Source organism: Desulfobacter sp., assembly GCA_028768525.1.
Lineage (GTDB): Bacteria > Desulfobacterota > Desulfobacteria > Desulfobacterales > Desulfobacteraceae > Desulfobacter.
This window is the reverse complement of sequence record CP054837.1, coordinates 4,254,876-4,268,758: the sequence shown is the minus strand read 5'-3', so window position 1 is coordinate 4,268,758 and position 13,883 is coordinate 4,254,876. Positions and strand designations below refer to the sequence as shown.

9 protein-coding genes are annotated in these 13,883 nt (G+C 55.5%); 4 read left to right on the top strand and 5 right to left on the bottom strand.

Features of this window, described 5'->3' with window-relative positions; translation table 11 throughout:
* Positions 1 to 23: 23 nt before the first annotated feature.
* A complete protein-coding gene (locus HUN04_18900; protein ID WDP91657.1) occupies positions 24 to 761 on the top strand; it encodes a sporulation protein in 738 nt (245 codons plus the stop codon).
* Here the strand turns inward: HUN04_18900 and HUN04_18895 are convergent.
* Complete coding sequence (locus tag HUN04_18895; GenBank protein WDP91656.1) at positions 758 to 2,974, bottom strand: DNA translocase FtsK; 2,217 nt, start codon at positions 2,972 to 2,974, stop codon at positions 758 to 760. The two genes, HUN04_18900 and HUN04_18895, sit on opposite strands and share 4 nt — an antisense overlap.
* Positions 2,975 to 3,391: 417 nt before the next feature.
* Between HUN04_18895 and HUN04_18890 the strand changes: the two genes are divergently transcribed.
* Positions 3,392 to 3,907: a zinc ribbon domain-containing protein gene (locus HUN04_18890; protein WDP91655.1), complete on the top strand. Its 516-nt coding sequence runs from the start codon at positions 3,392 to 3,394 to the stop codon at positions 3,905 to 3,907.
* Between the two features lie 607 nt (positions 3,908 to 4,514).
* Positions 4,515 to 5,342, top strand: a complete 828-nt coding sequence (locus HUN04_18885) for a DUF2279 domain-containing protein (protein WDP91654.1) — start codon at positions 4,515 to 4,517, stop codon at positions 5,340 to 5,342.
* Positions 5,343 to 5,386: 44 nt separating this feature from the next.
* Here the strand turns inward: HUN04_18885 and HUN04_18880 are convergent, their stop codons facing one another.
* The 4 genes from HUN04_18880 to HUN04_18865 all read right to left on the bottom strand — a co-directional run bounded on the left by HUN04_18880 (position 5,387) and on the right by HUN04_18865 (position 11,389).
* Entirely contained in the window at positions 5,387 to 7,444 is a 2,058-nt protein-coding gene (locus HUN04_18880; GenBank protein ID WDP91653.1) for an adenylate/guanylate cyclase domain-containing protein, read from the bottom strand.
* Positions 7,445 to 7,453: 9 nt separating this feature from the next.
* Positions 7,454 to 9,772, bottom strand: coding sequence for a transferrin-binding protein-like solute binding protein (locus HUN04_18875; protein ID WDP91652.1), 2,319 nt, complete (start codon positions 9,770 to 9,772; stop codon positions 7,454 to 7,456).
* 11 nt (positions 9,773 to 9,783) lie between these two features.
* A complete protein-coding gene (locus HUN04_18870; GenBank protein ID WDP91651.1) occupies positions 9,784 to 11,118 on the bottom strand; it encodes a DUF560 domain-containing protein in 1,335 nt (444 codons plus the stop codon).
* 76 nt (positions 11,119 to 11,194) lie between these two features.
* Entirely contained in the window at positions 11,195 to 11,389 is a 195-nt protein-coding gene (locus HUN04_18865) for a hypothetical protein (GenBank protein WDP91650.1), read from the bottom strand.
* A 289-nt stretch (positions 11,390 to 11,678) separates the two neighbouring features.
* Here HUN04_18865 and HUN04_18860 point away from each other — a divergent pair, with 289 nt between their 5' ends.
* Positions 11,679 to 13,835 (top strand): penicillin acylase family protein, encoded by a 2,157-nt coding sequence (locus tag HUN04_18860; GenBank protein ID WDP91649.1) that lies wholly within the window; start codon positions 11,679 to 11,681, stop codon positions 13,833 to 13,835.
* Positions 13,836 to 13,883 lie beyond the last annotated feature (48 nt).

Sequence of the window (13,883 nt, the reverse complement as noted above, 5' to 3'; positions counted from 1 at the left end):
ATTATAGGAAAGGTTATTGCATCATGTTTAAAAAAATTTTTGCCAAAATCGGCATCGGGTCCGCCAGTGTGGATGCCGTCCTGACAACCGATGAATTCATGCCCGGGGGCACCTTGGAGGGCCGCATAGAGATCAAGGGGGGGAATGTGGAACAGGAGGTGTCCGCCATTAACCTGCAACTCAACACCCTGGCCAAGCAGGAGGGGGAGGACACGGAGTGCAACCTCACCCACACCCTTGAAGAATACGCCATCTGCGAAGCCTTTACCCTGAACCCCGGGGAGAGGCACTCCCTGGATTTTGCCTTTGAACTCCATCCCGAAACCCCGGTGACGGTGCTGGATATCCCGAAGAACCGGTGCAAGGTCTGGCTCGAGACCTCCCTGGACATCGACAATGCCATCGATCCCAAGGACCGGGACTCCCTGCATATCCACCCCGGCCCGGTCATGGCCCATTTCATCGACGCCATGCACCAAAACGGATTTAAAATGGTGAAAGCCGACGTGGAAAAGGGATTCCTAAACGGAGACGGGTTTGCCTCGGCATCGGGATGCTACCAGGAATTGGAATTCAAGCCCAAAGGTTTCGGTTTCAGCCGGGTGGAAGAGGTGGAACTCTCCTTTATCACCGACGGAGGCCTCACCCATGTGTTCATCGAACTGGACAGAAGATTCGGGGGAGACGGCTACCATTCCCTCACCCTTTCCAGCAATGCCGCCTATGGGGAGGTTGAAGCGGCGCTTAAATCCGTGATTTAATCCATCCGGTGGTCCACCAGCACCTGGCGGGGCTTGACCCCGTCAGAAGGCCCCACCACCCCTTTTTTCTCCATGAGATCGATGATCCGTGCGGCCCGGTTGTACCCCACCCTCAGGGCACGCTGGACACTGGAGATGGAAGCCTGCCGGGTGGACAGGACAAAATCCAGGGCCGCCTGGTATTTTTCGTCGTAGTCATCCTCGCCCACCTCTGCGGTCACTGGCTCCTCCTCCCTTTCCGTAATCACCTCCAGAAGGTAATCGGGCCGGCCCTGGGACTTGAGGGAATCGGTGATGGTGATCAGCTCCCTTTCGGAAAGGTAGGTGCCGTGGACCCGGGTCAGCCGGGCGGTCCCCGGCGGAACAAACAGCATATCCCCCCGTCCCAGCAGGGTTTCGGCCCCGTTGGAGTCAATAATGGTCCGGGAATCGGTTTTGGAAGAAACCTGGAAAGAAATCCGGGTGGGGAAGTTGGCCTTGATGATCCCGGTGAGGACATCCACCGAGGGGCGCTGGGTGGCCAGGATAAGATGAATCCCTGCCGCCCGTGCCATCTGGGCGATGCGGGTGAGGGAAAATTCAATATCCTTGGAAGCGGTCATCATGAGGTCGGCCAGCTCGTCAATGATGATGACAATGTATGAAAAATGTTCGAATTCCTCACCCAAGTGGCCGATATTCCCCTGTTTGATCTTCCTGTTGTACTGCTCAATGTTTCTCACCTGGAGTTTGGCCAGCTTTTCATACCGCCGCTCCATCTCACGCACCACCCACTGCAATGCAATATTGGCCTTTTTCATGTCCGTGATCACCGGGGTGATGAGATGGGGGATGTCGTTGAACAGGGACAGCTCGATGCGCTTGGGGTCGATCATGATGAACTTCACCATTTCCGGCGAAGATTTGTAGAGGATACTGGTGATCATGGCGTTGAGGGCCACGCTCTTGCCCGTGCCCGTGGCCCCCGCAATGAGCAGGTGGGGCATTTTGTCCAGTCCCACCACCACGGGGTTGCCGATGATGTCCTTGCCCAGGCAGATGGGGGTGCGGGAGTCGATATTCATGAAGGCCTCTGACCCCACGATATCGGCAAAGGGAACAATGCTCATCCGTTCATTGGGGATCTCAATGCCGATGACATCCTTGCCCGGGATGGGGGCCACCAGGCGGATGCTCAGGGCGCTGAGGGCCAGTGCCAGGTCATCTGCCAGGTTGACGATCTTACTGATCTTGATACCCGGGGCAGGCTTGTATTCAAAGGTGGTAATAACGGGTCCCGGAGAGACCTCCATGACCTCGCCCTTGATGCCGAAATACCCCAGCTTCTGCTCCAGCAACTCCGCATCCCGGCGGATGGCCTCGTGGTCCACCTCCATCCGGGTTTCCGGGCGGTTGAGGAAATCCAGGGAAGGGAGTCTGAATGCCCCGCTGCCAACCGGTGCCGGTGTCCTGGTCACCGCTGCCGGCCCCTCATGGCTGTTGATTTTCACCCTGGCAGGCATGGCATCACCGGCGGGTCGTTCAGACCCGGCCGCCTCATCTGTACCCCTTGCAGCGTCCCTTTCTCCGGCCTCTTCCCCGGTTCCAGATTCCGTCGACCTTTCCGTCGCCATGCCGGACGCCGGCGCTTGGTTCCCGGCCTCGGTTCTCTGCTCACCCTCCGCCGGCCTTGACTGCCTCAGGGTTTCCAGAACCTGTTTCACCAGGGGGCCGGGTTCCGAAGGCATTTCCCTGCTTTCCGGGGCTGGCTCCCCAGCCGGTTTTTCCGTATCTTCCGGCGCCGGTGCCGCCTCGGGTTCAGGGGGCGTCTCCTCTTCCTTTGCCTGGCCCCTTTCCTGGGCCTCCTGAACTTCAGTGGGTTCCGCAGGTTCCGGCACATCAGGGATCTCAGGCAATTCCACCTTAACTGCCAACGGCCGGTGTACCGACTTAAGCTGTTCGCATTCCTGAATCAGCCGGTTATATTCCTTCTCAAGATGCAGGTATTGTTCGGAAATATTCAAATTGGCCAGCAGCAGCTTTGCATAGGGGCTGGATTTTTCCCGGACACCCCGGAACTGCTCTTCCACCTTTTCCATTTCACCCACCATGAGCTCTGCAATACGCTGGGCCTTGGCCGTTCCGGTATCCTCCCCGATTTTGAATTTAAATTCACCGGATTCGGTATTGATGGCTAACACATTTCCTGCAAGGCTGTAACTATTCTTCTTCACACGTCCAACTTATTTTATCTGATTTAAGGCCACCCGCACCCGACTGTCCAGGTGCGGCGTTCCTATATACCATACTTAAAAAAGAGATACCACCGGCCGGCGAACAGCCCACAGGGCCAACACATCTGAAAATTCGAACCCCAAACCATAGCACCGGCCTTGGGCTTAAAACAATATCCTCTGCCATTTCAGCCCCACATTAAACTATATTAAAATGGATCCCCGGCACCGACAATCTGTCTGGGAAATTAAGGATACTCATACAGAGTATAATTTTTTGTTATCTTTAAAAAAAGAATTTAACAGGGCATTAAATTTATTCTTGCCTTTCGCTACAAGAGATGTTTAGTAGATCCAATTAGTTACACAGGGAAAGTTGATCTGATATTCAACGGTTATCTGTAGGAAGAACATCATATGTTTAAAATAATACTTACTCCTTTTGTAGTTCTATCTGCAACAGGCCTGCTCACGACTATTATCATCCATTTATCAACAATTTTAAAAATATCTTTCGAGCATTATGATAAAGTCTTTTTTTTAGCTATAGGCGTTTTTGTAGTTTGGTTCCCTACAGTATTAATCTCTACTCAACTTACAAAAGATTTCAAGCGAAAAGATTTTTGGAAGGCTGCTTTAAGAGGATGTCCTAAATGGCTAAGAAGGTCGATCAACTTTCTTTTTATATACGCAATTTTCAATTTCATATACATGATAAATGTTGGGCCGGATGAAAATGAAATATCTACTGCAAGATTCATTTCTGGTCATCTTTTACCGTTCTATTCTGCAGCAGTAGGAACTTTATATTCCGCTATAAAAATTAAAGATAACGATAACATTAGAAGATGTGAACAGGGACATCCAGTGTCGCCATCAGCAAAATTCTGTGAAGAGTGTGGCTCTCCAATTCAAACTAAAGGCAACAGATAACCCATCGTTGGATTAAGACTGGGCGTACTGCACACACTTTCGGAACAATGTGGTTTAATAAAATGGACATTTTTCCCGGCGCCGCAGGTCTTTAAGAAGCAATTTAATACCGGATGAAGTTGATTCTGTGCAAACCAAAATTATTGGAAAGTAAACTGGCATTACTTCGGATTGCAAGGGAAATCATGGCTTGAAAATGGCCGTTTCTAAAATTTGACGGGATGACTAGGCCGTGGTGCGGGTGGACGCTGTAATGGCGTGAGGCCTGTCGGCTGCCAGGACGGCGAAGACGGCAGGCCGTTCGCTGCATTCCCGGTCAGGACGACCGGGAATGCTTTAATGGAAGCGTTCGCCCGTGCCGCGGCCGGGTTACGCCTCTCCAAATAACAATACCCCCCAAACGAAACACCGCTTATATCCCCACCTTACAGACTGCCCTTATTTTTAAATTGAAGCCCTGCCCATTTTGGGATACACTCACAATTGAATTCCGGATCCAGCGGACGAAACCCAGGTTGCTGTTCAATCACCCCTCAGATACCCAATACAGAAATACCCGTTCCAGACTGTCTCTCCATTTTTCCTTTAACATTTGGGGAATATAAAAATGAAACTTTTAAAAAAAAGTATCGCCATCCTGGCCGGATTCGGCCTGGTCATAGGCATCGTCCTGGCCGTCCCCCCTGCCTGGGCATGGGAGGCACAGGATCTTTCCAAATCAGATAAGGTGTTCATGACCAATCTGGCCGGGATTACGGCCATCACCGCCTGGGGCATGGCCAAATGGGACTATTTTGACACCGCACCTAAAAGGGAAAGCGAAGGCTGGTTTTCCGACGGGACCAAGGAAGGGGGAGCAGACAAGCTGGGGCACTTTTATTTTACCTATGCCCTTTCCCACATCCTCTCCTCGACCTTTGATCACTGGTCTTTTTCCAGGGAGGAAGCCGGGCTTTGGGGGGCCGCCTCCTCCTTTGCCATGATGAGTTACATGGAATTGGGAGACGCCTTCAGCGATTACGGATTTTCCCACGAAGACCTTCTCATGAATCTTGCCGGTGCGGCCACAGCCTACCTTTTCTACACCCGCCCCCGCCTTAGTGAAAAAATCAATTTCAGGGTTGAATATGTTCCGGAATTCGACAAAACCGATGTGTTCACCGATTATGAAAACATGAAATTCCTCATGGCCGTCCGAATGAACGGTTTCAAAGCCCTGAAGCATACCCCGGCCCGCCACTTTGAACTCCAATTGGGATATTATGCCCGGGGATACCCCGGGGAAGAAAACCGGGAGAGGAACATCTACCTCGGCGTGGGGATCAGCCTGCCGGCCCTGTTCTCCGGTCTGACCATGAAAAAAACAGCCAAATTCTTCGAGTATTTCCAGCTTCCATTCACCTATATACCTGTGGAAAAAGATCTCAACAGATGAACGGCTGCCGGCCTGTTTCCCCGGATGCCGGAAACGCCCCCCCCTCATCCGGGCAGCTGGTCTGCCCCTTTCCCCCCGACCATTGGGGTGTAAATTTTAACGGGGATCTCCTTGCCCTTGACCCTGACTTCATCCACATAGCCAAATTCAAAACGCCCGTCCACCGCCGCCTTGGTGGCCTGGGAAACCAAGATAACCGTGCCGTAGGTTTTGTTAGTCCCCTCAAGACGGGAGGCCAGGTTGACGTTGTCCCCCATCACCGTATAGTCAAAGCGGTCCTGGCTGCCGAAATTTCCCACACTCACGATGCCGGTATTGATGCCCACCCCGATACGGACCCGGGGCAGGCCCAGGGACGCGAACTCAAGATTGAGGTCTTCCAGTGACTTTATCATGGCCAGGGCCGTTTCCACGGCTTTTCCGGCATGGTCGGGTTCATCCTTGGGCGCCCCCCAGAAAGCCATGATAGCATCCCCGATAAACTTGTCCACGGTGCCGCCGTTGTCCATGATAATCCGGCTCATACGGGTAAGGTAACGGTTCATGAACCGGCCCAGGGTACTGGAATCCATTTTCTCGGAAATACTGGTAAAATCCCGGATATCCGAAAAAAGCACGGTCAGTTCTTTCTGCTCCCCGGAGAGGGTGAGTTTTCCCGGCTGTTTAATCAGTGAGGAGACCACATCCGGGGCCAGATAGTGGGAAAAAGCCTTCTGGATATACCGCTTTGCCCGGCCCTCCCGGACATAATTGAGCACGCTGACCAGGACCAGGATCAGCACATAGGTGGCGGCGGCATGGGTCAGACCCACCTGGCGGTTGTTCAAAAAAAAGAAATAATAATTACCCCAGAATACCGCCCCCAGAAAACCGAAGGCCCCCAGGCTGCCAGCCACCGGGGAGAGCCGGCAGAGGATGAGGGTCAAAACAAAGCCTCCGGAAATGACCAGCAGGTAGGTGATGCCGATCTCGGTATACCGGTCATAGGCAAAGGGATCCTTTTGAATCAGATTATCGATGATATTGGCATTGATCTCAATCCCGGGCATGGTGCTGGAAAAGGGGGTGGCCCGCAGGTCAAATAGGCCGGTGGCCGATGAGCCCACCAGAACGTATTTGCCGGCAAGATCAATGGGCTTTTTTCCCGTGAGCAGGTCTGCGGCGGAGAGATAGGGAAAGGTGCCCGGCGGCCCCCGGTGGTTGACAAACAGCCGTCCGGTGTTGGAGGTGGGGAAAAAGGAATCGCCCATGGAAATCCCGATGACCGGCGTGCGCCGGGTGGCCAGCCGGGTGTCCGTATGAATGATGATCTCCTCAAGGCCCCGGCCCACCCTGAAGGTTTCCAGGGCCAGGGAGGGATAGGGCACCCCGTCCATGGCCATGAGCAGGGGGACCTGGCGCACCGTGCCGGACTCGTCGGTGATCACGTTGAAAAAGCCCTCGCTCTCGGCCATGGCCACGGCATCGGTATTGATAAGAGCCCTGTAGGCCGGAATCAGGGCCAGGCTCCGGAAAGGAACGGATTCCGGGACCAGGCGGATGCGGGCCGACGGAAAGGGGGTCTGGTCCTCGGCCTTGAGCCCGTCATTTTTAAACTGAAAAGCATAGCCCAGCACCGCCCGGGTATCGGCCAGGGCCTCCCCGAAGGCGGCGTCGTTGTCCCCGGCATATCGCGCCAGGATCCTCGCCCGGACCGCAGGGGGCACCTCTTCTCCCATCAGGGACTCCAGCACCGGCAGCTGGCGCCTGGGTGAGGTTCGGTCGGGTTCGGCAAAGACAATATCAAACCCGATGACCCGGCCCCCGTTTCCGTGGATGGCACGGGTCAGGCCGGCCATGAGGTCCCGGGGCCAGGGCCACTGCCCGAAGCGGCCCAGGCTTTTCTCGTCAATGTCCACAATGACCACCTGCCCGGTGTGGGGCCGGGGCCCCCGGATGCGGAACATGATGTCCGTGACCTTGTTGTCCATGCCGGCCACAAAGAGCGGCTTTTCATTCCCCGACACATACAATGCCGCGCAGGACAAAAGAATGACCAGACATCCCGCCCAGAAGGGAAGATTAAAAATCCGGGCCAGGGTCTCCTTGAAGGGGATGGTCATCTTGTCGTCCTAGGGACGGTCCCCGGCAAATATGCCCATATATTTGACAGATCCGAAATCAGCGGCGAAATTCCCCCCCAGTCCCTGGGCATTGGCGCCGAAAAAAGCGCCGTTGACCTGTGAGGTGGCGGCCCCGGATATGGTGCCCGTGAACCCGGTGCTCCCGCCGGCCAGAAAATCTGCGGCCGCCACGGTGACGGTCAGATTCACCTGTGAAAAATTGATATTCCCTGATATGGTCTTCCCGCTGAAATCAACATTTAATGAGGTCTGGCCGTTGGTCAGCTGGCTGACCTGGGGGGACACCCCGGAATCAATCATGATGCCCATTGCGCCGCCGGTATATGAAAACGTACCGGTAAGGGACTGGACAACGGTATTGGGGGTTCTATCCCCTGCTATCCACAGAGAACCGGGGACATGGACATGGTAATCATAGTTTGAGCCCGGCTCCTTATATGCGATCTCCCAGTACCCCCAATAGGTGTTGTCCGACAACGGGGTCTCCATGGAGGAGACCAGAAAATTCCCCCAGGACTTTAATCCTGTACTGCCGCCATTTTGGGTAATAACCGCGCTGGTTCCGATCAACTCGGCGCCCAGCCGGTCATCTGCGATATAGGCGGACTGGGTAACCGATGCGCCGCCGATTTGCAGGTTGTTGATCTGATTGCCCCCCCCAAATGCGTCTATGCCGGTCATGGTGCCGGAAATGGTTCCTGTAGCCCGGTTGAACCCCATACTGAATTTGGCGGAATCATCATTGATAAAATAGACCCGGTCGGTATCAATATTGTTCATATCCTCCCCCAGCCCCACGAAAAACCCGTTCCAGGCATTGCCCGGATCCGGGGAAGTGGAAACCTTGTCAAAGGTGGCTGCGGAAACATCGGACCAGGCATGGGTCGAATAAGGGCTGGCAAGTTCATAATCGGTGCCCGAAAGGGCAAGGCCCACAGCCCCCTGGTTAGTACCGTAGACATGGCCGAAGTCTTCGGAACCGGTGAGGGCGGAAATAACGCCAGGCCCTCCCGCGCCAGCCGGGTCGCCGGACCCTAAAAGCCGGACGTTTACCAGGGCACCGGTGCTGTCAATCTGGCCGATGGCAAAACCGTTGGTGGTCATGCCAGGATAGCTGGGATCCTTTTCAAACCCGATAAAGCGTTTGCCGTACCAGTTAACATGCACCACAAAGGTATCGTCGGTTATGGTTGGATCGCTGTCTCTTATCAGTCCGGCATAGGTCCAGATACCTAAGCCGGGCAGGGATGTCGACCGGGCGCCCACAAACCCCAGTTCGGCCAGCACATCGAATATGCCCTGTTCATAGCTGTTGGCGGCCACCGGGACAGCCTCCTGGGCGGTGGCATCCGCCAGTCCCGCTGTCACCGTTTCCGGCGTGGTCAGCACAGGTTCGATTTCTCCGGTTGAGTCGGAGGTAACATCCGGGGTTCCGGTTTCAAAAGAGGACCCGGCATCTGCCTCACCTTCAGCAAAGGCATCAGCGGTTGCCGGATCGCCCCCCTCACCACCGTCCTGTTCCTGTGTCCCGGCGTCATCCCCGGATGCGGTTCCCTCTTGGGACACACCGCTGTCCGATCCGTCTGTTTCCCCGGCGTCTTCCCCTTGGGTTCCGGCGTCATCGGTCCCGCCCTCCGTGTCCTGTCCCCCGGATGGTTCTTCAGCAACGGCCATTCCCCCTTCGATTTCTTCCATGCGGGTCTCGTCAAAGGGCTTGGGTTCGTCCGGCGGAGCGCCCATGCCGGCAACCTCGGTGCCGAATCCGGGGCGGTCGATGTCCACCCGGCCTTGGGGGTTGGAGACAAAAATCCCCCTGCCCCCCTGGTAAACCACGGAGAGCCGATTGCCCCGGACGATCCCCGCATACATGGACCCCCGGATACCGATGGTGGCCGACGGGGCCTCGGTCTTGAAATTCTGGGGGGCATCCCGGGTGATGGCGCCGCCCATGACCCTGAAACTTCCGGCCTTGATCTTGGTATGCAGCCTGGATTGGGGACTCCCCTTCTTCCACTGGTATTCTTCCAGCACCATTTTCGCATTCCGGCCCAGGGTCATCAGGGTATTGTCCGTAAACATGATCTGGAGCCGCCCCCTTGCGGTCTCTATGGTCTCCTTTAAAAAGACCGGGGCTTTTAGGGAAAGCACCCGGGGGGCCGCCCCTTCCATGGATGCCGTTGCCTTTCCCCGGATGGCAACGATTTTGCCAATGGGATCCCGGGCGGCAGCCCCGGAATTATCAGGCGATCCCGCAGCCAGGGCCACGGCCAGAACCATATAAATTAAAACCTGACGAAAAAAACTCATATTTCTCCCCTTTAAAACCGGTATTCAAGGGCGGAACTCACAATATTTTTCTTATAGTCGTAAAGGTCCAGGGTGGCATCGGAACGAACATGCCGGTAGGCCAGGCTGAGTGCGAAACTCTGCCGGTTGTCCCCGGACTGCCACAGCCGTTTTTTTACGCCGCAGCCCAGATTATGGAGATGGTCCCGCCGGGGGGCGCTGAACAGACCCGGGGTGCCGTCATAGGTGGTATAGGTATAGTCATAGGAACTGAAAAGGGTGATACCACCTGCGATTTCACGGTTGGCGGACAAGCGGATATTATACCGGTCAAAGCTGTACTCATCGTCATCTGCGGTTTCCCGTTCATATCCCAGTTCCGCGCCCCACCATATATTCCGGAACAGGAAAACCGCTTCCAGGTCCAGCCGCCGGTTGTCACTGTCCTTTGCCGGGGTTTCGGTATATTCCCTCTTGCTGAAGGCCGCCCCCGGCGTTATCACAAGGGCGGGGGTGATCACGTGGCGGTAAAATATCCGGGTGCCCAGGGCATGGGTGTATGTTTGATCGTCCAGGTCCATGTAATCGGCGGTGAGATGGATGCCGGCCACCCCGGTTTTCAAAAGGTATTCCGGCCCGGTGTCCAGACTCAGATATTGGGTATCCAGGCCATGTTCTTCATTGTACAGGGCCTTATATCCCGTTGCCTTGGTCTGCCAGGAGACCCTGGAATAGGGAAAGCTGTAGGTATGGCTGAGTTCGGCAATGGCGGAACAGATAAAATCGTCAATTTCCCGCGCTGAATTCCCTGAAAGGGATACCTGACCCAATGTTGTACTGATGGTACTGTTGGCGGGGCTGGTCCAGACATTGTCGTTCCAGTCCAGTCCCAGGCTGACGATGCCGCTGAAAAAATGGCGCTGTTCACTGCGGTCGATATAGGCCAAAAATTTTTCAATATTCTGCTTCACCGTTTCAGGGGGATCGGTGAGCAATACCTCGTTGCAGTACTTTCTGGCCATGTCGCTCACCCCCAGTCTCTGGAAGGCACGGGCCATCTCCAGCTTGACCCGGCTATCCCCCGGATGGATGATCAGCGCCCGTTCGAAAACCATGACAGCCATTTCGTAATTGCCGGTTTCATGGGCGGCGCGTCCCAGGTAAAAATTAACCCAGAAATGATCCGGCGCGATTTCAAAGGCTTTGAGGAATTCATCGTAGGCGGTTTGATAGGCTTTTTTCTGAAAGGCGGCCATCCCCTTTTGGGCATGGGTATCAAAGTCAGCCGCTCCGGCCGGAGGCGAAAGCCAGATGCAGCCTGCCGCCATCACCAGGCAAAAGAGCAAGATACTCAGGTGTTTATTCATTTGGGGTCCTTGTCTAATTTCGCATCTGTTAAAGGAAATCGTGAACTATCCTATTCCGGATTCAATGCCCCACCGGCTACTCCGCTGTTCCGGAGGATTCCTCCCTCTGGTCCGTCTCCCGGGCCACCGGATCCTGTTTGTACCGTCTGTCCCAGCCCGACCGGCGTTTCCACCCGGTCCGCCGCTCTGGATCGTGTTTGGCTCCCACCCGGAATCTCCGGTCGGAGATCCGGCGCCTCCCCCCTCTGTCCGAAAGAAACTTCTCAATCATGGCTTCTCCTTTTCATGCCTAAAAGGATGGTCGCCGACGGCCCTGCACCTTGGAGAAATCCCCAACTGAAAAAAGCGTCGCATCCGCGGGAAAACGAGGAAAAATCAATTATTAGTTTAACAAGAATTCGGCCTGCCGGTGTATAAACTTTAGAGTACTAGAATCCGGTCCGGATGACAAGTCTCTGTTCTTCCGTAAGAATCCCCACATTTTCATTGACAGGTCTAACCTGCCGGATTAAACAATAAACAATGTTCACAAATCAAACTCATGTCAGGGAGCTGCATCCATGAAAAAAGGCATATCCATCCAAAGAGACCATAACGGTATCCCCCGCATCAAAGGAAACACCATGGCGGATATTTTCTGGGGCCAGGGATATGCCCATGCCAAAGACAGGGGGCTGCAGATGCTGCTCATGCGCATTCTGGGCCAGGGCCGGGGATGTGAATTCCTGGACAGCGGCGATGAGATGCTGGCCATTGACACCTTTTTCAGAAAAATGAACTGGGGCCGGGATCTTTTTGCCCAGACCCGGAAACTCAGCCCGGCGCACCGGGACTGGATCGGCGCATACTGCGATGGCGCCAATGCCGCTTTTTTGGAGAAACTGCCCTGGGAACTGAAGCTGCTGGGATACCGCCACGAGCCCTGGCGCCCGGAACACAGCCTGCTGCTCTCCCGAATGATGGGTTATCTTACCCTGGCCCAGTCCCAGGGGGAAATGGAGCGCCTCTTTGTGGAGATGGTCCAGGCCGGTATTTCCAGGGACAAGCTGGAAGATCTGTTCCCGGGGCTGCTGGACGGTCTGGACATCCAACTGCTGAAAAAAGTCTCTTTGGGCGACCGCATCGTGGAACCGCCGGCCCTGTGGAACCGGGCGCTGCCCCGGATGATGGCCTCCAACAACTGGGTGGTGGCCGGCAGCAAAACCGCCTCTGGCAAGCCCATACTCTGCAATGATCCCCACCTGGAAATCAACCGCCTGCCCAATGTCTGGTATGAGCTGGTGATGGAGGCTCAGGGGCGGTACAACATGGGCGCCTCCATGCCCGGTATGCCAGGGGTGCTGGCCGGCCGTTCCGGTGAACTCGCCTGGGGAGTGACCTATGCCTTCATCGATAGCATTGACTCCTGGATTGAAAACTGCAGGGACGGGAAATACTACCGGGAAGACAGGGACCAGTGGATTCCCTTTGACCAGAGAACGGAAGTGATCGAAAGAAAGAAAAAAGAGCCAAAAAAAATTATCTTTTACGAAAACGGCCACGGGGTGCTGGACGGAGATCCGAATCAGGAAGGCTGTTACCTGGCGACCCGGTGGGCGGCGGCAGATTCAGGGGGGGACTCCCTGTCCGCCCTGTTCGGACTCTGGGACGCCGACACCGTGGAAACGGCCATGGACTCAGTCCGCCGGGTGGAAACCGGATGGAGCTTCGTCCTGGCCGATACCAGTGGCAGCATCGGTTTCCAGATGACCGGAAAGGTGCCCAAGCGCAATCACGGCACCCGGGGATTTATCCCCCTGCCCGGCTGGAAAGCCGAAAACGACTGGCAGGGATTCATCGACCCCGACGACCTGCCCCGGAAACTCAACCCGTCCAAAGGCTTTTTCTCCACGGCCAACCAAAACCTCAACGCATACGGAAAGGCCGCTCCCATCACCGTCTGCATGGGGGCATACCGGTCCGAGCGCATCGACCGCCTGCTGGAAGGCAGGACCCAGCTTACCCGGGAGGAGATGTACGCCATTCACGGGGACCTGTACTCCATCCAGGCCGAACAATTCATGGCGGTCATCCGCCCCCTGTTACCGGAGACCCCCCAGGGCGATATTCTGAAGGCCTGGGACCTCTGCTACGACAAAAATTCAAAAGGCGCCTTCCTCTTTGAGCGGATTTACGCCCGCCTGTACAAATCCGTGTTCGGGGAAAACGGTTTCGGTATCGCCGCCATGGATTACCTTTCCCGGGAAACCGGCATATTCATCGATTTTTACGATAACTTCGACAGAATACTCCTTACCGAAGCCTCCCCCTGGTTCAACGGCCGGTCCCGAGAAGACATCTTTAAAGCGGCCATTGACGACGCATTGGACACCAAGCCCCGTCGCTGGGGCCGCGGCCGCCGATTTCCCCTCAGCCACATTCTTTTCGGAGGCAAGCTCCCCGGTTTCCTGGGATTCGACCGGGGGCCGGTCACCGGCATCGGCGGGCGTGCCACCATCCACCAGGGCCAGATCTACAAAAGTGCCGGCCGTACCACCACCTTCATGCCCTCCATCCGCATGGTCTCGGACCTGGCGGAACCGGACCTGTACTCCAACATGCCCGGCGGACCGTCGGACCGGCGCTTCTCAAAATGGTATGTTTCGGACCTGGGTAACTGGCTCAAGGGACGGTATAAAAAATTATCCCCTGACCCAGCGGCAAAACACCCCTTTTAATATGCATACCCAGGGATGCCAAAATCATCTCCCATCCTTTCCCTTTTC

Coding starts and splice junctions, on each gene's coding strand:
- HUN04_18880 (WDP91653.1), bottom strand. CDS start 7,444: ATGACCATCCCCTTCAAGGAGACCCTGGCCCGGATTTTTAATCTTCCC.
- HUN04_18860 (WDP91649.1), top strand. CDS start 11,679: ATGAAAAAAGGCATATCCATCCAAAGAGACCATAACGGTATCCCCCGC.
- HUN04_18900 (WDP91657.1), top strand. CDS start 24: ATGTTTAAAAAAATTTTTGCCAAAATCGGCATCGGGTCCGCCAGTGTG.
- HUN04_18870 (WDP91651.1), bottom strand. CDS start 11,118: ATGAATAAACACCTGAGTATCTTGCTCTTTTGCCTGGTGATGGCGGCA.
- HUN04_18875 (WDP91652.1), bottom strand. CDS start 9,772: ATGAGTTTTTTTCGTCAGGTTTTAATTTATATGGTTCTGGCCGTGGCC.
- HUN04_18865 (WDP91650.1), bottom strand. CDS start 11,389: ATGATTGAGAAGTTTCTTTCGGACAGAGGGGGGAGGCGCCGGATCTCC.
- HUN04_18885 (WDP91654.1), top strand. CDS start 4,515: ATGAAACTTTTAAAAAAAAGTATCGCCATCCTGGCCGGATTCGGCCTG.
- HUN04_18890 (WDP91655.1), top strand. CDS start 3,392: ATGTTTAAAATAATACTTACTCCTTTTGTAGTTCTATCTGCAACAGGC.